The 20,644-nt window shown below is 66.3% G+C and carries 12 protein-coding genes; 6 read left to right on the top strand and 6 right to left on the bottom strand.

Annotated features, from left to right (window positions below; translation table 11 throughout):
• Positions 1-4 precede the first annotated feature (4 nt).
• The 6 genes from FHS47_RS01200 to FHS47_RS01175 form a co-directional block, all read right to left on the bottom strand.
• Complete coding sequence (locus tag FHS47_RS01200) at positions 5-1,429, bottom strand: glycoside hydrolase family 125 protein (protein WP_208381724.1); 1,425 nt, start codon at positions 1,427-1,429, stop codon at positions 5-7.
• Positions 1,426-4,050: a glycoside hydrolase family 2 protein gene (locus tag FHS47_RS01195; protein ID WP_167022012.1), complete on the bottom strand. Its 2,625-nt coding sequence runs from the start codon at positions 4,048-4,050 to the stop codon at positions 1,426-1,428. The genes FHS47_RS01200 and FHS47_RS01195 overlap by 4 nt, the downstream gene beginning before the upstream one ends.
• Complete coding sequence (locus tag FHS47_RS01190; protein ID WP_247741301.1) at positions 4,050-6,668, bottom strand: TonB-dependent receptor; 2,619 nt, start codon at positions 6,666-6,668, stop codon at positions 4,050-4,052. Before FHS47_RS01190 ends, FHS47_RS01195 begins: the two co-directional genes overlap by 1 nt.
• 1,778 nt (positions 6,669-8,446) lie before the next feature.
• Complete coding sequence (gene murD / locus FHS47_RS01185) at positions 8,447-9,799, bottom strand: UDP-N-acetylmuramoyl-L-alanine--D-glutamate ligase (protein ID WP_167022010.1); 1,353 nt, start codon at positions 9,797-9,799, stop codon at positions 8,447-8,449.
• Complete coding sequence (gene murL / locus FHS47_RS01180) at positions 9,786-11,135, bottom strand: UDP-N-acetyl-alpha-D-muramoyl-L-alanyl-L-glutamate epimerase (protein WP_167022008.1); 1,350 nt, start codon at positions 11,133-11,135, stop codon at positions 9,786-9,788. The genes murD and murL overlap by 14 nt, the downstream gene beginning before the upstream one ends.
• Positions 11,132-13,744 (bottom strand): bifunctional aspartate kinase/diaminopimelate decarboxylase, encoded by a 2,613-nt coding sequence (locus tag FHS47_RS01175; RefSeq protein ID WP_208381722.1) that lies wholly within the window; start codon positions 13,742-13,744, stop codon positions 11,132-11,134. The genes murL and FHS47_RS01175 overlap by 4 nt, the downstream gene beginning before the upstream one ends.
• Before the next feature lie 505 nt (positions 13,745-14,249).
• Between FHS47_RS01175 and FHS47_RS01170 the strand changes: the two genes are divergently transcribed.
• The 6 genes from FHS47_RS01170 (at position 14,250) to FHS47_RS01145 (ending at position 20,599) form a co-directional block, all read left to right on the top strand.
• Positions 14,250-14,693 carry a DUF2778 domain-containing protein gene (locus FHS47_RS01170; RefSeq protein ID WP_167022006.1) on the top strand — a complete coding sequence of 148 codons (444 nt, stop codon included), beginning with the start codon at positions 14,250-14,252 and terminating at the stop codon, positions 14,691-14,693.
• Positions 14,690-15,187 carry a hypothetical protein gene (locus FHS47_RS01165; protein WP_167022004.1) on the top strand — a complete coding sequence of 166 codons (498 nt, stop codon included), beginning with the start codon at positions 14,690-14,692 and terminating at the stop codon, positions 15,185-15,187. The genes FHS47_RS01170 and FHS47_RS01165 overlap by 4 nt, the downstream gene beginning before the upstream one ends.
• 416 nt (positions 15,188-15,603) lie before the next feature.
• On the top strand, positions 15,604-16,917 hold the full coding sequence (locus FHS47_RS01160; protein WP_167022002.1) for an amino acid permease: 1,314 nt from the start codon (positions 15,604-15,606) through the stop codon (positions 16,915-16,917).
• A gap of 66 nt (positions 16,918-16,983) precedes the next feature.
• Complete coding sequence (locus tag FHS47_RS01155; RefSeq protein WP_167022000.1) at positions 16,984-17,535, top strand: (2Fe-2S)-binding protein; 552 nt, start codon at positions 16,984-16,986, stop codon at positions 17,533-17,535.
• On the top strand, positions 17,532-19,808 hold the full coding sequence (locus FHS47_RS01150; RefSeq protein ID WP_167021998.1) for a molybdopterin cofactor-binding domain-containing protein: 2,277 nt from the start codon (positions 17,532-17,534) through the stop codon (positions 19,806-19,808). Before FHS47_RS01155 ends, FHS47_RS01150 begins: the two co-directional genes overlap by 4 nt.
• A gap of 26 nt (positions 19,809-19,834) precedes the next feature.
• Positions 19,835-20,599, top strand: a complete 765-nt coding sequence (locus FHS47_RS01145) for a methyltransferase domain-containing protein (RefSeq protein WP_167021996.1) — start codon at positions 19,835-19,837, stop codon at positions 20,597-20,599.
• The last annotated feature ends 45 nt before the right edge of the window (positions 20,600-20,644 follow it).

Here is a 20,644-nt window from a genome sequence, read left to right as displayed (position 1 = left end):
CCAGTTACAGGGTATCGGGGTGCTTGTCGGCGAGGTGAACCACCAGCTCGCCGAACAACGTGTTGGCCCAGGCGAACCACGAACGCGTGAACTGCTTCGGGTCGTCCTGGTCGAAGGCCTCGTGCATGAAGCCGGTGCCCGCGTGGGTGGTTTTCAGCCAGTGCAGGCACTGGCGGATTTCCGCGGTGTCGTCCGTGGTGAATGCCTTCATCATGATGGACATGGGCCAGATCATGCGCAGGCCCTCATGGGGGCCACCGATGCCTTCGCCCGCGCTACCCTTGAAGAAATACGGGTTGTCCATGCTCCACACCTTCGCGCGGGTACGCGCGTAGCGTGCGTCGTGCGGCGTGCACTCCAGATACGGCAGGGAGAGCAGGCTCGGCACGTTGGCATCGTCCATGAACAGGCTGTTGCCGTAGCCGTCGACTTCGTAGGCCCAGTAGTCGCCGGAGTTGTCGGCGATGGTGCCGTATTTCTCCACCGCGGCAGCCACCTCGTCGGCCATGGCATTGCACTCCCCGGCGAAGACCTGGTCGCCGTACAGCGTGGCGTGCATCTGCGCCAGGCGGCGCAGCGTCACCACGGCGAAGAGGTTGCCCGGAATGTTGAACGCGTACACCGTCGCGTCGTCCGACGGACGGAACATCGCGTGGATCATGCCCACCGGCCGCGTGGGCTGGCCGTAGCCGTCCAGGAACTGGCTTTCGGTGGGTTTCGGCGAGGTGCGCAGGAAGTGGTACGGCCCGTGGCCGTCCTTGCGCTGCTGCTCGCGGAAGGTCTCGAGGATGCGTCGCGTGGCCGCGCGCCAGGATTCGTCGAACGGTTCGCGGTCGCCCGTCGCCTGCCAATAACCGTGCGCCAACCGCACCGGATAGCAGAGCGAGTCGATCTCCCATTTCCGCTCCCCCACGCCGGGCAGCATGGGCAAATCGGATTGCGCCCAGTCGAGCTTGCTCTTGCCCTTCGGATCGGGGAGGAACGCGTTGGCGTAAGGATCGATGGAAATGCAGCGCGCCTGCCGGCGGATGAGGCCGCGGAAGAGCTTGCGCAGTGCCTCGTCTTTCGTCACGAGCGGCAGGTACGGCCACACCTGGGCCGAAGAGTCGCGCAGCCACATCGCATCGATGTCGCCGGTCACGACGAACGTGTCTTCGTAACCGTCCAGACGGCCCACTTCCACGGTGGTGTCGAGCGTGTTCGGGAAGCAGTTCTCGAACAACCAGGCGAGTTCCGGGTCCTTGATCTTCTTCTTCGTCTTCGCGATCAGCGCTTCCACCGCTTCGCTGGTGAACTTGCGCTTGCCCACCGGCGGTCGCTTGCTCGGAAAGCGGGGGGCCGCCACGGCGGCCATGCCGCCACCGCCGAGCACGGCCGCGGTCGGCACGAGGGACAGCCACTTCACGAGGTTGCGGCGATTGGGATTCACGGCGTGGTCTCCTTCAGGGCGTCGACAAGCGAGCGTAACGTCAAAGCATGGCGAAGCGCATCGATGTCCACCTTGCCATCGATCGCGATGTCGACCTTCTCGCCCGGCAACAGGTCGAATGCATTCCTGTCGAGGCGCACGTCGAGGTCGCCGGTATCCACCCATACGGCGCGCGCAAGGCGCTTCGCCGATACGGTGAGGACGTATCCGTTCGCGCTCTTGCGAAGGGTGCTGGAAAGCTCGGGTTTCGGCAGGGCCAGCGTGCGGGCCGCGCCGAAGTAGAGCAGGTGGTGCGCCACGACGTTGCCTTGCTCCAGCAGGTCGAACGACACCACGGTCTTGCGGGGATCGGCACCCTTCAGAAGCACTGCGTCGCCTACCGTCGTCGCCTTGATGCTGGAAAGCGCCTTCGCATTCACCGGCTGGCTGGACTCGCGCAGCAGCTTGCCGCCCATGTCGTACACACGGGTACGGAGCGTGGCGGCGAAGTCGGTGGTGCGATCGGATACGGCGAAGACCTCGGTCGTGCCGTCGCGACGCAGGGGCACCACATCCACGGGGGCGTAGAAGCGCTTCGCATGGAACTGCAGCGCCTTCCAGCGATTGAAATAATCGACGCTGGCCCATGAGGCACCGGGCCATACGTCGTTCAACTGCCAGTAGAGCGAGCCCATGCTGCGTGGCCGCGCGCTGCGAAGGTGTTCGGCGGCAAGCTCGATGCCTTCGGCCTGCATCACCTGGCTCAGGTACACGAAGGACGGGAAGTCCTTCGGTTCGCCGTACTCCTGACGGATGTACAACAACAGGCGCTGGTTGCCGTCGCCGTTGGCGAACTTCTGGTGCGCGCGCATCACCTTCGATTCGGGCTGCATGTCGCCCTCGGACGCGAACGCCTTGATGGTCGCCATCACGGGGAACGACTGCAGGCCGTATTCCGACTGGAAGCGCGGCGTCACGTCCAGGTAGTGCGAGATCGGCTCGGAACCCGACCACACTTTCCAGTAGTGGAAGTCGCCGTCGTTCTCGACGTTGGCGGGCCCTTCGTAGTCGGTACTGGGCGAACTGGCCCAGTACGGCACCTCCGGCGAGAGGTCATTCACGACCTTGCGCAGGGTCGTGCCGAAGAGTTCGCGCATGCCGTCGTCGATGCGCTTCACTTCGTCCGCGTTGACGAACTTGCGGAAGTCCTGCCGGTCCGGCCAGTCGTCCCAGCCGGTCTGCACTTCGTTGTTGCCGGCCCACAGTACGATGGACGGATGATCGCGCAGGCGCGTGACCTGCTCTACCGCCTCGATGCGCGCGTTTTCGCGGAAAGCCGGGTCGTACGGCGTGATGGCGCCGCCGTACATGAAGTCCTGCCAGATCATGATGCCGAGGCGATCGGCGGCCGCGTAAAAGGCGTCGTCCTGGTAGGTGCCGCCGCCCCACATGCGCAGCATGTTCATGTTGGCGTCTTTCGCGGAATGGAGGATCGCCTCCATGCGCTGCGGCGTCACGCGCGTCGGGAAACTGTCGAACGGAATGAGGTTGGCGCCCTTGGCGAAGATGGGCACGCCATTCACGACGAAGGCGAAGCCCCTGCCCCACTGGTCCTTCTCGCGGCGCAATTCCACCGTGCGCAGGCCCGTCTCGCGGTCCGCGCTGGCGACGGTGGCACCGTCGGCGGCGACTTCGGCGTGGAAGCGGTAGAGGTTCGGCTCACCGTAACCGACCGGCCACCAGCGTTGCGGGTGCGCGATCGACACGGGCAGGGACACGTGGTTCTCGCCCTTGGCGAGGGTTACGCCGCGCTCCTCGTGGCCGCGAGTGCCGTCGGGGGCTGTCCAGTCGATCTTGAGCGTAACCGGGCCGCCCTTGTCCGCGCGGAGGTCGAACTGCGCGTCGAGTCTGGCGTTGTCGGCATCCACATGGCTCTGGGCAACGTGGAAGTCGGCAAGCCGGGTGTTGTCCCAGCTTTCCAGCCGCACCGGCCGCCAGATGCCGAGGGTGACGTAGCGAGGGCCCCAATCCCAACCGTACTGATAATTGGCCTTGCGCACGTAATTGGAGGTTTGCTTGCCCTTGGGTTCGTCGCCGAAGGCGGAATCGAATTCGCCCGGCAGCGAGTACGGCTGCTTCATGAGCCAGGGCAGCAGGCGCGCGATGGGCGACTGCAGATGCACATCCAGCGTGTTGGCGCCCTTGCGCAGGTTGCCTTTCACCGGCACGCGCCACTGGCGGAACATGTTGTCCGCCACCAGCACCTTCTTGCCGTTGATTGCGACCTCGGCGAACGTGTCGAGGCCGTCGAAAACGAGATCGACGTGGCCGCGTGCCAGGGTGGCCGCATCCACGTCGAAGTCCAGGCGGTAATCCCAGTCGGAAAGACCGATCCATTGCAGGCCGGCCTCGTTGTCGCGCCAGAACGGATCCTCGATCCGTTTCAGCGCCAGGAGGTCGGTCTGGACGGCTCCCGGCACCTGTGCCGGGAGCCAGTCCTTCAGTTCAGCGTGCGCGTCCGCTTCCGTCCCTTGCGCCAGACGGAAGCGCCAGCCGGAGGAAAGGTCTTTCTCCTCCGGCGGGCTGGCGCTGGCCGCTCCGGCGGCAAGCCAGAACACCAGTGCCAGCGACGCGCGGCGCATCACAGCTTGAAGCCCAGCGACAGCGTGTACGTACGGCCGTTCTTGTACGAGTAGAGCGGCTGGCTCGGGCGGTCGTCGTAGACCTGGTAGGTCTCGTCGAGCAGGTTGGTGCCGTCAAGCGAGATGCGCATATGGTCGTTGATCTGGTAGCCGACGGAAGCGTCGAGTTCCCTGAAGATACCCGTGATCTGCTGCGACTGCAGCGCGGCGATCGAGGTGAAGTACGACGAGCGCCAGCTGTAGGTCACGCGCGCGCTCCACGGGCCCTGCTCGAAGAACGGCGACAGGTTGAACGAGTTCTTCGAGTTGTACGGCAGCGGGAAGTCGTTGCTGGTGTCCGCATCCGAGTAGGTGTAGTTCGCCAGCATGCCGAAGCCCAGCCCGAAGTTCTGCTGGTAGCTGATCGACGCGCCCTTGACCTTGGCTACGCCGGCATTGATCGGCACCTGCATCTGGTACACGTCGTCGCGCTGGTTGGTCAGGTTGTACTGGGTTTCCAGCACCTGCGTGTTGAGGATGTAGCCGGAGATGCGGCGGAAGAACAGTTCCGCGGCCAGCACGCTGTTCTCGGAGAAGTACCACTCGGCCGAGAAGTCGTAGTTGGTCGACTTGTACGGACCCAGGTCGGTGTTGCCGCGCGAACCGGTGAGGGTGCGGTCGTCGAGCGCCACGTACGGGGTCATCTGCTGGTAGCGCGGGCGGGCGATGGTCTGCGCGTATGCGAAACGCAGCGTGAGGTCCGGCGCCACGTCGTAGGCGATGTTCAGCGACGGCAGCCAGTTGTGGTACGCGCTGCGCTTGTTCACCGGCGCATACGCGTCGGTGCCCACCGAGTTGAAACCGTCCACGGTGTCGCGCGTGCGGAAGTAGCGCACACCCAGGTTGCCGCGGTAGTCGTCGCCGGAGAAGTCGCCCTGGATATAGAACGCGCGGTTCTGTTCCTGGATGGCGTAGGTGGCCTTCGGATCGACCGGCGCGCCGTACTGGTCGACGAGCGCGTTCACGCCGTCCTTGAGGCCGCCCCTGCTGATGGTGGTCCAGTTGGCCATGCCCGGCGTGGCGTTCAGGCCACCGAGGAAGCCGTCCGGGGTCTGGCCGCCGGCGAAGTCGGCAAGCGTGTTGCCGGCGATGCCCATGTCGGCGAGCGACGGGAAGCGCGCCGCATAGGCGTCCTGGCCGTTGTAATGGTTGGTGGCCTTCACGCCCACTTCGATCTGGTTGAGCGGGCCCCAGGCGACGTCGTGCGAGAAGTCGGCCTGGAAGTAGCGTTCGCGGTCATAGGTAGGCGCACGGCTGAAGCCCACGCCGTTGAGCACGGCCTGCGACGGGTCGTCCGCGAAGTGATAGTTGATCTGCGGATGCTCGCCGGCCAGGTTCCAGTCGTAACCGCCGAGGCTTTTCACCTGGGCGTTCCAGATGCCTTCGGAGCCGCCGGTGGAACCGGTGTAGCCGATCTGGCTGGACGCGTTCCAGCCGTCGCCGTGCCAATCGGCGCGCAGCTGCGCCGTGCCGGTATTGACCTTGGACTCGCGCTCATAGCCGTCGAGATAGGTCGGCGCGTTCGGACCGTACGACGCGCTGGTGATCACGCCATTGTTCACGCTGGCGGAAGTGGCGTACGGCGCGGAGCTCGACCAGTCGCCGTAGCGGCTCTGGTTGTAGTTGTCGAACTTCTCGGTCACGTAGAGGCCGGTGAAGTTCAGCTCGAAGCTGTCGTTCGGCTTCCACTGCACACCGGTGGACACGCCATCGCGCTTGCGGCGCTGCTGGAACCAGGCAGTGTTGATCGCGGTCGGGTACACCGGCTGCTGGTCCGCCGGCACCACGCCCGGGGCGAACTGGTGGTTGGGGTTCGTGTCGGTCGGATCGTTGGCACGCTGGTAGCCGAAGATCTCGGTGCCCTGGCGGTCGATGATGCGGTCGGAGTGCATCAGCGAACCGAGCACACCGAAGGTGTTGTCGTTGTTCTTCCAGCTGTAGAGCACCGACGCGTTCGGCTTGCCGGTGTCCGCGCGGTCGTTGTAGCCGTAGCTCACCGTGCCGGTCAGCGTGTTGGCCTTGAGGTCCAACGGACGGCGCGTATTCACGATGACGGTACCGCCGATCGAACCTTCGTCGATGTTCGCCTGCGGGGTCTTGTACACCTGCGCGTTGCCGATGATCTCGGAGGTCAGCAGGCTGTAGTCGAACGAGCGGCTGTCCGGATTGTTCGGATCGGAGGTCCAGTTGGTGGAGGCGAGCGTCTGGCCGTTCAGCAGCAGGCGGTTCAGCGCCGGGTCCGTGCCGAGGATGCTGACCTTGTCGCCTTCGCCGAAGTTGCGGTCCACGCTGATGCCCGGAAGGTGCGACAGCGATTCGGCAACGTTGGTATCCGGGAACTTGCCCACGTCCTCGGCCGAGATGGCGTCGACGATGGAGTCGGAGTTCCGCTTCAGGTCGAGCGACTTCTGCAAGCTCGCGCGGATGCCGGTGACGGTGATGCCTTCGAGGCTCGCGGCGTTCTGCGCATCGGTCTGGGCAGGCGCTGCGGCGGCAGGCTTCGCGGGGGTGTTCGTGGCGGGCGCGGGGGAAGCCGCATCCTGTGCCATCGCGCTGCCCGTGGCGAGCAGGCCGGCCATGATGGCCATGGAAAGTGCGCTGATCCGGTGATTCACTTCTTTGCTCCTGGGGAAGAGGAAACAGCGCGGGAACGACCGCTCGCGCGTTCGCTCCCGCACAGGGGGATTTCGCTTTTCTCGAAGCGAACGGCACCGCGCCGGCCTGGGCCCGCGTTGGCGTCTTTCGCTTCCGTTGATTCGTTCTGGCCCTGCGTACCCCGGCGACCGCGATCTGCGCGGGCATGGCCCCACCGCGCGCGTTCCGTCGTCGTTGCAGTGGTATGACGTGCTTGATTCTCCGAGGGCGCTGACAACGTTGTCAACCAATTTTTTAACTCGATCTAAAGTTTCCAAAATTCACTTAAGGGCATGATTTTGTTTGATATTTAATCTCGAGAAAAATAGTGCGCTGCGCAAATTCTCAGGCCGCATTTGGATCGATCCATGCGTTCGATCGCCACCCGTATCGCGACGTAAACGACTATGTGTGCAGGCTTTTTCCTCGATGCAGAAATCGCGGGTGCATGCAGCAGGCCATTCGCGTTCGATGCTGCACTGCAACGAGAAATTCACATTGCATGGCGAATTGATTCTTGGGGAAACGCCATTCGCTTGCGGAATCCTGGGCGGTCAGGTCGCGGCACGGATTTTTTTCTTTGCTTCGTTGGGTGGGCTCGCCTTGCGGCCTCGCATCGGCGCCAGTGCCGTTTCTTGGGAGCCAGTACCCGTTCCCCTCGCCGCGAAGACTTACGTCGTTCCTTGCGAAAGGAGAGCCGCTTCGCGGCTCATGTCTTATGGCTTCGCCGCGGCGGACCCGGGCGTCCGGGCGGGGGTTTCCGACTCGGCCTCCTGCCTCGGCGGAAACGGCGGGCCGTCCTGGCCCGCCCCCTGCGGGCCTCTTCCGCCCGCACGCCCTCGACTCCAGACATCGCGGCGAGGGGAACGGGTACTGGCCACCGACGGTGTGGGTTGGTGTGGGGAGAGTGAAGCGCGAGCCAATGGCGTGCTTCCGTCTCTTGTGACCGGGGCGCTGGGTGCCTGCCTTCGCAGGCACGACGGTAGGTGGTGACGCTGCGATGCCGCCGCATCGCGCTCATGTGGGAGCCGCTTCGCTTTGTGTGGGAGCCGCTTCAGCGGCGATGGGTGCTCGCGGCAAGCTTGCCCGCTGCCGCGGGATCGCCGGCAGAGCCGGCTCCCACAGAGAGCATTGGGCAATTGTATTTCTTGGGAACCGAGGCCAGGTTTCCTCGCCGCCATGGCGGCTCCTACAGCAACCCCGCGAATCCCAATACCTCACCCTTCCCTACCGTCGTGCCTGCCCAACCGTCGTGCCTGCGAAGGCAGGCACCCAGCGACTCAAGCGCGGACGGTCGCCACAGACCGAACAAACGACGCCGCGCCACGCACTACACAACACACCACCGCACCGTCCGATGCCGGCAGCCGTCGCCCTCGCCGCGATGTCTGGAGTCGAGGGCGGCCGGGCGGAGAAGGCCCGTCAGGGGGCGGGCCAGGACGGCCCGCCGTCTTCGCCGAGGCACGGAGGCCGAGTCGAAGACCCCCGCCCGGACGCCCGGGTCCGCCGCGGCGTAAGCCATAAGACACTAGCCGCGCAGCGGCTCTCCTGTCGCAAGGAACGACGTAAGTCTTCGCGGCGAGGGCGACGGCTGCCGGCCTTCAGAAAACGGCACAGGCGCCGATGCGAGGCCGAACAGGCGAGCCAAACCTACGAAGCGAAAACCACAAGAACAGCTTCGCCAACTGCGCGTTGAAGCAGATGGACGACCTCGATACGCCGATCAGGCGATGCCGAGGCCCTGGATGCTTGCCGTGCTCGCCTGGAAACCCGCCAGTTCGGCGAAGCGCTTTCCGCGCTCGGTGTAGTCGTGGAACTGGTCGAAGCTCGGTGCGCCGGGAGAGAGGAGAACGCATCCCTGCCCGGCGAGCGCCGCACGCGCCGCCGCCACAGCGGCCGGAAGGTCGGTGGCGCGATAGACGCCCGACACGCCCGCCGCTTCGAGGGCGTCCGCGATGCGCGGGCCGTTCGCGCCCTGGCACACGATGGCCTCCGGTGCTGCCATGCGCATCGCCTCCACGAACGGCACCCAGTCGAGGCCGCGGTCGTGTCCGCCGACGATGAGCGCGGTGCGTTTCCCGCGCATCGTTTCGAGTGCCGCCAGACTGGCCAAGGGCGTCGTGCTGATCGAGTCGTTCACCCAGTCGAGACCGTCGTGCACCCCCAGCGGCTGCAGCCGGTGCGGCAGGGGGACGAAGGTGGACAGCGCAGGCGCGGCCGCGCGGGCGTCCAGCCCCATGATCTCCAGGGCCGCCAGCGCCGCGCAAGCGTTGAGTGCGTTGTGCAACCCCGGCGCGGCCACCCGGGAGGCCTCGATGACCGGCTCGTCGCCGCGACGTATCCAGCCGTCGGCCACGTGCCATCCCGACGCATCGCCGAACGTGTGCAGGCCGGGATGATCCAGGGCACGCGTCAGCAGCAGCGGCTGCGTTGCATTGACCAGCACCTGCGCCGACGCCGAGAGAAGCTTGAGCTTGTCGTCCACGTAGCGCTCGCGCGTGCCGTGCCAGTCGAGGTGCTCCTCGTACAGACTGGTGACCACGCCGAGATCGACACCCATGGCCTCGCCCGTCTGGAAGCTCGACAGTTCGATGACCCAGAGGTCCGCGCTGGCGTCGTCGAGTTCCAGCATCGGCATGCCGATGTTGCCGGCCAGCGCGGTGCGCACGCCGAGGAACCGCGCAAGATGGGCGATGAGGGCCGACGTGGTGCTCTTGCCCTTGGTGCCGGTCACGGCAATCGTGCGCGCATCGACGTGTTCGCCGAACCACAGCGCGCTACCCGACGTGAACCGCGTGCCTCGCCGTTGCGCATCGAGCAGCTCAGGCTTGTATGCCGAGATGCCGGGCGACTTCACCACCACGTGGTAGGCGGCCAGCGCGTGCGCATCGGGTGCCGCGTCGCGAACGTCCACCGAGGGGAAAGCGGCCCGCGCAGCCTCGGCTTCGCTAGCGCTGCAGAACAGCGTCACCGGCTGGCCGGGCAGGTGCCGGGCCAGCGCGGCGAGGGCGGCGCGGCCCTCGCGGCCAAATCCCCACACCGCGACGCGCTTGTCGCGCAGGTCAGCGCAGCGCATCCAGCGCTCCAAGCAGCCGCCGCGGAACGAGGTGCGATGCGCCGGGTTTCAACCATGGCTCCAGCGTAAGGTCTTCGCGCTGCAACTGCGGAAGGATCTCGGTGCGGAAGCGTGCGACGAGCGCATCTTCTCGCCACTCCGGACGATCGGCCAGCACGGCCATCGCCGCGCGTGCCTCGGCGCCCTCCCCCACGCACTCGAACGGCTTGTGGTCTTTGTATTCGAGCAGCGCGTCGAACGCGCCCGCGAGCGCATCGTCATCCAGCAGGTTGCGCCCGAAGATGGAGAGCAGGCGCGGCTTGGCCATGAACGGTGCCAGCGCCAGGAAGACGAAGTGGCACTTCGGGCATTGCCCGCACCACCGGTCCGCGGGCTTGGGGCCCAGGATGCGGAAATTGCGGTTGCAGCTGGAGAACACGTTGAAATACTCGCCGCCCAGACGGGCGAACGCGCTGGTCACCGCCAGTTCCGACCAGGGCCGCAACAGCGAGCAATAGTCGAGATCGGCGGCCACATGCGTATGCAGGTAGTCGTGCAGGCTTTTCTCGAACCCGAAGCCCTTGCTCCACTGGTGGTTCACTTCCTGCCCGTCGTATTCCAGCGTGGCGACGGACGCTGAGCGCTCGTTCGCGAACACGATGGAATCGTAACCGTAGAGGATGGCAGCGACCGCGAGGATGACCGAGTTGATGGCGGTCACTGGAATATGCCCGTTCCATGCGCCCAGCCGGTTGAGCTCGAAGAGCCCTGGCGCGAGTTCGCGCGAGATGTTCAGCGTGGGCAGGCCGGTGCGCGCCGCGCATTCCGCGATGAGCGGCGAGTTGCCAACCCAGGTGGCCGTGGCGTCGGCGCCGATGGACTTCACCGCTTCGACAGCCACGACGGAATCCTTGCCGCCGCCGATCGGCAGCAGCGAACGCGGCGGAAGTCCCGCCGCCGTCGCCGGCACCGTGGCATGTCGCTCGAAAGGAAACGCGATGCGCCCGCGCAGGTCCAGCCGGTTGCGGTACGCGAACTCGGCCAGCCCATGCAGGTACAGCGCATCCAGCAGGTATGCCGTGGCCTCGTCCAGAGGCTGCCCCTCGACCACGATGCGTGCCGGAATGCCTGCCTTGTAATAGCTGACGCCGGCAACGAGGTGCAGCAGGCGCAGGGCCGCCGCGAGGGCGGCCTCGCGCTCCGGTGGCACGGCCGGCGCGCCGGGAAAGGTCACGCGTTCCACCAGCTCCGGGCCGTCGTCGAAGGCGTAGACCAGTTCGGCGACGCCGTCGGCGAAGGTATTGCGAACGAAGCGGAACCGCTGGCTGTTGCGCGGATCGATGAATGTGTCCGTCACGGCAGCAGCACCTCGTCGGCTTCGTCGCGCAGGTTGTAGCGCGACGACATGACCGCGCCGTACGCGCCACCTTGCGCCACGAGGATCACATCGCCTTCTTTCGATTCCGGCAGCCGGCGGTCCGAGCCCAGGATGTCGCCCGATTCGCAGATGGGGCCCACCACCTGGTACATCGTGGTGGCCGGCTCGTCCATGCGCGAAAGGTTGGCGATCTCGTGCCATGCGTCGTACAACGCAGGCCGGATGAGGCTGTTCATGCCCGTGTCGAGGCCGAGGTAACGCGTGTTCGCACCTTTTTCCTTCTCCTGCGTGACTTTCGCCAGCAGCACGCCGCAGTCCGCGACGAGGTAGCGGCCGGGCTCCATCCACAGCTGGAACTGCGGATACGCCTGGCGCACCGAGGTCAGCACGCGATCGAGCGCAGCCATGTCGAGCGCCGTCTCGCCGGGATGCGACGGCACGCCCAGCCCGCCGCCGATGTTCAGCACCGTGATGGTGCCGATACGTTCCGCCAGGGCGGCCAGTTGCGAATAGACCTCGCCCCAATGCGCGGCATCCAGGATGCCCGAGCCAAGGTGCGCATGCAGACCGATCACCCGGGCGCCGGCCGCATCGGCAAGGCGCAGGAAGCGGTCGATGTGCTCGATCGGCACGCCGAACTTGCTGTCCGTGCCGCCCGTTTTCACTTTCTCGTGGTGGCCCAGGCCGCGGCCGAGGTCCACCCGGAGCACGATATCGCGCCCCGCGAACATCTCGCCCCAATGTTCGATGGGATGCAAGGCGTCGATCGTGATCGTGGCGCGGGTCTGCAAGGCGTCGGCGAAGTCGCGACGAGAGGCGAAATTGGGCGTGAACAGCAGCGGCACGTCGGCCGGAACCGCCGCGGAAACGGCGGCCAGCTCGCCCGGCGAGACGCATTCGAAAGCGAACCCTTCTTCCGCCAGCACCTTGAGGATGCCCGGATGCGTGTTCGCCTTTACCGCGTAATGCGCGCGATCCACCGCCTTCAGCGACTTCACCCGGCGCGCCTGCGCACGCACGGTGGGCAGGTGGTACACGTAGCGCGGCGTGCGTTCTTCCGCGAGGCGCAGCAGCGTCGGGCGCTCGCCGTGCCACCAGGCGGCCGCCGACGCGGCCTGCTCGCCACTGCCGTAGAGCGATTGCCAGGACGGCCCGAACACCATGCTGTCGTCGGTGCGCAGGGCACCGGCGCCGATCAGCAGTTCATGCAGCCGAGGCAACATATCGTCCACCACGTCTTCGTCGACCACGAAGGTCAGGTTGAGGTTGTTCGACGATTGCGAGATCAGGTGCACGCGCAGCTGGCCGAATTCCGCCAGCACGCCCGACAGCTTGTGCAGCATCGAACGCATGCCGCGCCCGACGAGCGTGATGGCCGCGCACGGCGCGATCACCTTTACCCGGCATACGCGCGCCAGATCCGCGGCAAGCGCGGCGATGGCATCGGAATCGAGCAGGTTTTCCGTCGGATCCAGCGACACCGTGACGTTCGTTTCCGCCGAGCCGATCAGGTCCACCGACAGGCCGTGCCGCTTGAACGCATCGAACACGTCGGCCAGAAAGCCCACCTGCTGCCACATGCCCACCGATTCCATGGAAACGAGGGTGATGCCCTTGCGCGCGCTGATCGCCTTGATACTCGGCGCATGCTCGCGCACTTCCGGACCGATGGCGGTGCCTTCCAGTTCCGGCCGGTTCGTGTCCTTGATCAGCAAGGGCACCCGCGGCTCGCGCAACGGCGAAAGACAGCGCGGGTGCAGCACTTTCGCGCCCGTGGAAGCAATTTCCTGGGCTTCTTCGTAATCGAGCCGCTGGAGCAGCCGCGCACCCGCCACTTGCCGGGGGTTGGCGCTGAACATGCCGGCCACGTCGGTCCAGATCTCCACGCGCGACGCGGCGAGCAAGGCGCCGAAATACGCCGCCGACGTATCCGATCCGCCACGGCCGAGCAGTACGGTGCGTCCCGCATCGTCTTGCGCGATGAAGCCTTGCGTGATGAAGACCTCACCACGTTCCGCCAGGGCTGCGGAAAGCGCCGCGTCGTGGCGAGGTTCCACCATCGCCGAGAGCAGGCGCGTGCGCTCGTTCTGGTTCGGCAGTGCGATGGAGCGCAGGCACTCGCGCGCGTCGACCCAGGTCGTGGCAAGGCCGTTGGCCGACAGGAACGCCGCGCCCAGCGCGCTCGACATCAGCTCGCCGTGCGCCTGCACGCGCGCCTGCCAGGCCAATTCGCCCAGTTCCGCCGCGCCGGCCTCGGCCAGCGCCGCCATGTCGGCCAGACGGGCACCCAAGGTGTCCGGCATCGCCAACGACATCTCGGCGAGCAGGGCATGGTGGCGATCGGCCAGTGCGGAGGCCGCTTCCGAGCGGCGTTTCGATTCCGTGTGCGTGCAAAGCTGTTTCAGGCCGTCGGTGATGCCGGACAGGGCCGAGACCACGATCAGCACGCGTGCGCCTTCGGCGCGGCGGCTGGCGGCCAGCTCGAGGATATTGCGCCAGCGTGCGGCGGTGGCCACGGAGGTGCCGCCGAACTTCATGACGATCCAGGGCGCGTTGACGGGCAACGGCGCGTTTGCGATTTCGCTCACGGGACTCTTTGGGCTGGTGGGGGGGAATAGATTCCCGAAAGTGTTGCGCCGCAATGGGAAAAAGGCAAACGGGGGGCGGCCGACCTTCAAGCGGTCATTCCTCGGGTTGTTCCGTTGCCAATTCCGGGCTCCCTCGCCCGCCTCGGCCTTCGCCGCCGCGCCGGGGTTGCCCAGGAATGAATTTTTGGATTCCTGAACAGCAGCATCCGCTGAGGCACTTCTCATGGCGTCCTACAGGGACACCCGCGTCCTTCGATGCTCAAGGGCTCTCTGAAAACGTTCTTGCGAGTACCACAGAGTGAAAGCAAGCAACCAGGTTGACGTCGGAAAGGGGTACCAAAGCTTGCAGTAGCGCGACCGGGGCGCCTTTAACGCATCGCATGCATGAACGACAACCGCATGCATCACTTCGATGGCCGGTTTTCTCAAACATATTTAAGTGGGAACGGAGTACAACGCTGCGCGCATTCGATGGCGCCTGCCGCGCATACCCAAGGAGTAAGACATGCTACATGGCATTTTCGAGTTGAAGCCGGAGACGGCGCTGGTGATCGGCGGCATGTCGTTCCGGGCGTTTTCAGGAAACGAAGAATTTCGGAATCGGCGCACGCACATGTGTGTACCAAACAAGGGTCCCATTCCTGTAGGCAGGTATTACATCGTCGACAGACCGCAGGGAAGGTTCAATGTTTTCGAGAATGCCGTGAAGGGTGACTGGTTCGCGCTGTACGCAAAAGACCGGTTCATTGATGATGAGCGATGGTGTGACGGAGTGCTTCGTGGGCAGTTTCGACTGCACCCGAAAGGCCCACGAGGAATCAGTGAGGGCTGTATCACTCTAGAACGCAAGTCAGATTTCTATGTGCTTCACCGCTTGCTTCGAACCACGGTGACAGAGGAAATCCCCGGAACGAAAATCATGTCCTACGGTACGGTCCAGGTATCGTGAGCAGATTCAAGTACGTGATCGGCTGGGTGTCGTGGCTGATTGTGGCGACGCATGTTTACGGCATCGCGTGGCTTGCTGTTGACGACACCTCTTATTTCTTTCTTCCTACGGTTGCGTACGACTGGCTGGATAGTTTTTTCGGAGCAACCTCGCTTGAGTCGACCTACAGCGTCGCTACGTGGTCAACGGCGATAGTGGGGACCGTAGCCCTGCATGTCATTGCGTGGCTGGTCATACCTTGGCTGAAACCCGCATCCAGAAGCCGTAGGGAGTTCTGGGCCCCTTGGCGACGGCGGGTCTTTCCCGTAGCGGGCTGGATCAGTTGGTTACTGGTGTCCCCGCTGGCGATTCTGCTCATCGCAGAAGCCCTCAGATCGGCGCAGCATGGCGAGCGTCCCGCTTCCGATGGCTTTGTCGAATATATCGGGTGCGCCGTTCTGGTTGGTCTACTCCATCTGGCCGCGCCGTACTTCGTACGTTCGCGGCGGAAGTGAGCCAAAGCGTCGCCTCATACCAAACGTGCGGTTACCGCGCGTGGGTTCCCCGCATGTACCTCAGTAATCGGTAGAGCCCTTGGTCGCCCCCTCGGCGCGGGTAGCGGAGGTGAGGACGGTCGGCGGAGAAGGCCCGAAGGGGGCCGGCCAGGATGGCCGGCCTTTTCCGCCGAGACAAGGATGTCGAGTCGGAAAACCCCGCCGACCGTCCGTGCGCGCCGGGGCGCAAGCCATCGAAAACTGGCCGCGCAGCGGCCCTCCTTTCCCAAGCGACACCGCAGCGTAGCGACGAGGGGGCGGCCGAGGGCTCCTGCCGCCACGCCCCAGCGCCATTGCGATGGCGACGCCAAGCCAGTCAGCTTGCGCCCCCATGTGACACACGCCATCCTGCACGCCTCCTCGTCAACGCTATCGCCATGGAAAACCCCGGCTACGCCCGACGCCTCACCCTCATGGACGCCGCGCTCATCGTGGTCGGCGGCATCATCGGCGGCGGCATCTTCCTGAACCCCGGCATCGCCGCGCAGCGCACCGACTCCAGCCTGGTGCTGCTCGCCCTCTGGGTCGGCGGCGGCCTGCTCACCCTCATCGGGTGTCTCTGCTACGCCGAACTCGGCGCGCGGCGGCCCGAGGCCGGCGGCAGCTACGTCTACCTGCGCGAAGCCTTCGGCCGGCTCGCGGGCTTCCTTTTCGGATGGACCATGCTGCTCGTGATCTACAGCGGCAGCAGCGCCGCCGTCGCCACCATCTTCGGCAGCTACGCCACCTCGGTGTTCGGCCTTTCGCCCACCCTGGTGAAGCCCCTCGCCGCGGGCGCCATCGTGTTCGTCACCGGGCTCAACCTCTTCGGCATCCGCTTCGGCGCGCAGGTGCAGAACGTCTTCGCCATCCTGAAGCTCGCCGCCATCGCCGTGCTCGTGGTCACCGGCCTCGCTTTCGCCGGCGCCGGCACCACACAGGCGCTCACGCCCAGCCCGACCCATGTCGCCGGCGGCCTCGCCGGTGCCCTGCTGCCCGTGCTGTTCGCCTTCTCCGGCTTCAGCTACCTCAACAACCTCGCCGGCGAGGTGCGCGATCCCCAGCGCACGCTGCCGCGCGCGCTCGTGCTGGGCATGCTCGTGGTCATCGCCGCCTACGTGCTCACCAACTATGCCTACCTTGCCGTACTCGGACACGATGGGCTCGCATCCAGCCAGGCGCCGGCTGCCGACGTCATGAGCCGGGTGTTCGGCGACACCGGCGCGAAGATCATCGCCATCGGCATCGCTGTGTCCACGCTCGGCTTCTGCAACATCACCCTCGTCGCGGGGGCGCGCGTGCTCCAGGTCATGGGCGAGGACGGCCTGTTCTTCGCCAGCGTGGCCAGGCTGCACCCGCGCTACCGCACGCCGAACATCGCCCTCATGGCGCTCTCGGGCTGGGCCATCGTGCTCGTGCTCGCGGCGAACTACGGCCAGTTGCTCGATTTCGCCACCTTCGGCGACTGGGCTGCTTACGCCGTCACCATCGCCACGCTCTTCTGGTATCGCCGCCATGCCACGGGCCGCCCGGCCTTCGTCACGCCCGCGTATCCGCTGCTGCCGCTGGCATTCCTTCTCACCGTGATCGCCGTGGTCGTGGCCTATGCATGGGACAAGCCGCTCAGCGCCGGCGTGGTGTGCCTCGTGGTGCTTGCCGGCCTGCCCGTCTACGCCGTGTGGCGACGGCTGTTCAGGCGAGGGACACTCTGACGCTCGCTGATCCCCGGCCCGGATGCCACAATGGCCCGGTTATCTAGGGACACTCTGAGAAAGCAGATGGCACAGCAAGGCCCGACGTCGCCCGTTCCCGTACCTCCCCGGCAAGAGGCCGGCCAGACCGCGTCCAAGCCGGTGCGTGAAGGCATCGACGTCATCGTCAATGGCAAGCGCTACAAGCATACGGGCGATCCCGCGATGCCGTTACTGTGGTACCTGCGCGACGTGCTGCGCCTCACGGGCGCCAAGTACGGGTGCGACCAGGGCGATTGCGGCTTCTGCACCGTGATCGTCGACGGCAAGGCCGTGGCCTCGTGCGAAACGAAGATGGAAAAGATGCGCGGCAAGCGCGTCACCACGGTGGAGGGCCTCGCCGCGGCCGACGGCAAGCTGCATCCGGTGCAGCAGGCATGGATCGACGAGGACGCCATCATGTGTGGCTACTGCCAGCCCGGCCAGATCATGGCCGCGGTCGACCTGCTCTCCCGGCAGAAGAATCCCTCCGACGCCGATATCGACAAGATCGGCAACCTCTGCCGCTGCGGCAGCTACGGCCGCATTCGCAAGGCGATCAAGCGCGCCGCGGACGCCATGAAGGACGGCAACGCATGAGCGGCGAGGTCCGCCTTTCCCGCCGCCGCTTCCTCAAGTTTGCCGCCGGCACCGCGGGCGGCCTTGTCATCGGCATCGGTACCGTCGGCGCGGTCGATCGTCCGCCACCGCTCGGCCTGCTCGGCGACACATGGACACAGGTGGGCCCGTACCTCCGCATCGCGGCGGACGGTCGCATCTTCATCGGCGTGCGCGATCCCGACAACGGCGAAGGCACCTCCACCTCGCTGGCCCGCATCATCGCCGAGGAGCTGGACGCCGACTGGACACGGGTCGTCGTGGAGCCGCTCGGCCTTGGCGTGACCATGGGCAACGGCGAGGCGAAATTCACCTATGGGCGCCAGCGCAGCGGCGACGCCACCAGCATCCCCGCGGCATGGGCCGATCTGCGCCAGGCCGGTGCGCTCGGGCGCTGGCTGCTCCTGCAGGCGGCGGCGCGCCGCCTCGGCGTGCCCGCGGAGCGCCTGCGTACCGAGAACGGCATGGTTCTGGCCAGCGACAACCGGCGCGTGTCCTACGCCGATCTCGCGTCCACGGCCGCCGGCATCGACGCGCCGGCCAGCCCTCCGCCGCTCAAGTCGCCGGATCGCTACCGCCTCATCGGCCAGCCTGCCGGCGATGTGGACGCACGCGCCGTCGTCACCGGCACGCTTCGCTACGCCTTCGACGAAAACATCGGCGATCCGGTCATCGCCGTTCTCGCGCGCTGCCCTTATCCCGGCGGCACACTGGACAACGCAGACCGCGAAGCCGCGCAGAAGGTCGACGGTGTCTACGCCGTCCTCGACATCGCCCCGGAAGCGAACCAGCCGCCGGGCATGACCGCACAGGCGCCAGCCCTTGCCGTGCTTGCCCGCGACACCTGGTCCGCACTGCGCGGACGGGCCGCGCTCAAGGCCGCGTGGAAAGCCGACGGCTCTCCCGAGCCGGCGGTCTCCGCGCTCGAGCAGCAGGCGCTGCAGGCGTTCGACGACGAGACGATCGCGCCGTCCACCGTGCGCAACGACGGCGACACCGCCGCTGCGCGCAAGAAGGCGGCGCGCGCGCTCGAGGCCACCTATTTCCAGCCGTGGGTGGCGCACGCCACGGCCGAAACGCCCAACTGCGTGGTTCGCCTGGATCCGGACACCAGCGTGACCGTCATCGCGGCCACGCAGTCGCCGCGCCAGGTGTACGCGGTGGTGCAGCGCATGACCGGTTTCCGTCCCGACCAGATCGACATCCAGGTGCCGCGCGGCGGCGGCGGTTTTGGGCGCCGCCTCGAATCGGACTACATCGCCGAGGCCATGGCCATCGCGCTGGCCAAGAAGCCGGACGAGATCCGCAACCGGCCGGTGAAGGTGCTCTGGACGCGCGACGACGACCTCTCCCGCGACTTCTACCGCCCGCTGGCCGTGCACCGGCTCAACGCGTCGCTGGACCGCAAGAAGAAAATCGTCGGCTGGCACCAGCGCATGGCCAGCCCGTCCGCGCTCGCCGGGCGCGGCGTCCCCGACAACCGCCTGTGGCAGTCGGAGCTCGTGCCCGACGCCCTGCCGGCGGGCCTCGTGCCGAACTTCCGCAGCGACTGGTATCCGCTGCCGTCGCGGCTCGCCCGCGGCGAGTGGCGCGGTTCGCCGCACGTCACGCCGACGTTCGCCAGCGAAAGCTTTATCGACGAACTGGCGCACGCCACGAACACCAACCCGCTCGACTTCCGCCTGGCATTGCTCGGCAATGCCCGCCAGTTGCCCTACAGCGGGCGCGGTGGCCCCATCGACACCGAACGCATGGCGAACGTACTGAAGCTCGCCGCGGAGAAGCTCGACTGGAGCCGCTGGCTGCGCAGCGAGAACGGCCTCGGCATCGCCTGCGCCTACGTATTCGGCGCCTACGTGGCGCATGCGGTCGAAGTGGCGCCCACAAAAGACGGTATCGACATCCACCGCGTGGTCTGCGTCGCCGACGTCGGCCGCGCAGTGAATCCCCTGGGGCTCGAGGCACAGTTGCAGGGCGCCACGCTCGACGCGCTTTCCACCGCACTCAACCTTGCCATCACGGTGAAAGACGGTAAGGTGCAGCAGACCGGCTTCCGCGACTATCCAATCGCCGCGACCCAGCCCATGCCCTACGAAGTGGAAACGGTGATCGTGCCCTCCACCGCCGAGCCCACGGGCGCGAGCGTGGTCGCCGTGCCGTCCGCGGCGCCTGCGCTCGCCAACGCCGTATTCCGCGCCACGGCGGTTCGCGTGCGGCGCCTGCCGCTGCTGCGCGAACTGGCGCGATTGCGCTGATCCAACCCCTACTCCCGAGGTACCGCATGACCACCGCATCGTTCACCTCGGGCCCATCGGCGGCGCGCACGGACGCCGAACTGATCGGCAGCAACAAGCGCTTCTACGACGCCTTGTGGTCAGAGGCCAAGCTTTTCGCGCCGGAGCGCTTCAACACCTGGCCCCTGGTGTCGGAACTGGCCGCCCAGACCTCCCGCCGCCTCGAGGTGGCCCCGGGCCTGCGGCCCCGGCTGCCGTTGGCGGATACCCAGTTCGTCGACCTCAGCCGCCCGGCGCTCGCCGAACTGGGCCGCAGCGGCGCCCGCGTCGCGAACGCGATGATCGGCGCGCTGCCGTTCCGCGATGCCAGTTTCGACTTCGTGTGCGCCTTCGACATCCTGGAACACGTGGTGGACGACGAGGGTGCCCTGGGGGAGTTGGCCCGCGTGGCGGAGCCGGGCGCTCGCCTGCTGCTCTCGGTGCCCCTGCATCCCGAGGCCTGGACCCCTTTCGACGACTTCGTGGGGCATTACCGCCGGTACGAGCCAGAGGCCATCCGCGACCTGCTGTCCCGCCACGGCTTCGCCATCGAGCGCAGCGCCGTCTATGGCATGCAGCCCAAATCGTCGAAGCTGCTCGACCTGGGCCAGTATTTCCTCACCCACCACAGGGCACGCGCCATGTGGTGGTACAACCGGGTTTTCATGCCCCTGGGCGTGCGTTTCCAGAAGCCGCTGGTGTTCACGGAAGGCTTCCAACCGGCGCCGGGCGTGGACGAGGTCCTGCTGGTCTGCCGCAAAGCCCCTCTCTAAATCGAGTAAAAACAGGGGCTTTACATATGGCGCGGCGCAACTGGT

The organism is Luteibacter sp. SG786, from assembly GCF_011759605.1.
Classification (GTDB): Bacteria; Pseudomonadota; Gammaproteobacteria; order Xanthomonadales; family Rhodanobacteraceae; genus Luteibacter.
This window is presented reverse-complemented; position numbering and strand designations above follow the sequence as displayed.

Excerpts from the sequence above, each read along its gene's own strand:
- FHS47_RS01195 (WP_167022012.1), bottom strand. The coding sequence starts at position 4,050 with ATGCGCCGCGCGTCGCTGGCACTGGTGTTCTGGCTTGCCGCCGGAGCG.
- FHS47_RS01170 (WP_167022006.1), top strand. The coding sequence starts at position 14,250 with ATGCTACATGGCATTTTCGAGTTGAAGCCGGAGACGGCGCTGGTGATC.
- murD (WP_167022010.1), bottom strand. The coding sequence starts at position 9,799 with ATGCGCTGCGCTGACCTGCGCGACAAGCGCGTCGCGGTGTGGGGATTT.
- FHS47_RS01160 (WP_167022002.1), top strand. The coding sequence starts at position 15,604 with ATGGAAAACCCCGGCTACGCCCGACGCCTCACCCTCATGGACGCCGCG.
- FHS47_RS01155 (WP_167022000.1), top strand. The coding sequence starts at position 16,984 with ATGGCACAGCAAGGCCCGACGTCGCCCGTTCCCGTACCTCCCCGGCAA.
- FHS47_RS01190 (WP_247741301.1), bottom strand. The coding sequence starts at position 6,668 with ATGGCCGGCCTGCTCGCCACGGGCAGCGCGATGGCACAGGATGCGGCT.
- FHS47_RS01145 (WP_167021996.1), top strand. The coding sequence starts at position 19,835 with ATGACCACCGCATCGTTCACCTCGGGCCCATCGGCGGCGCGCACGGAC.
- FHS47_RS01150 (WP_167021998.1), top strand. The coding sequence starts at position 17,532 with ATGAGCGGCGAGGTCCGCCTTTCCCGCCGCCGCTTCCTCAAGTTTGCC.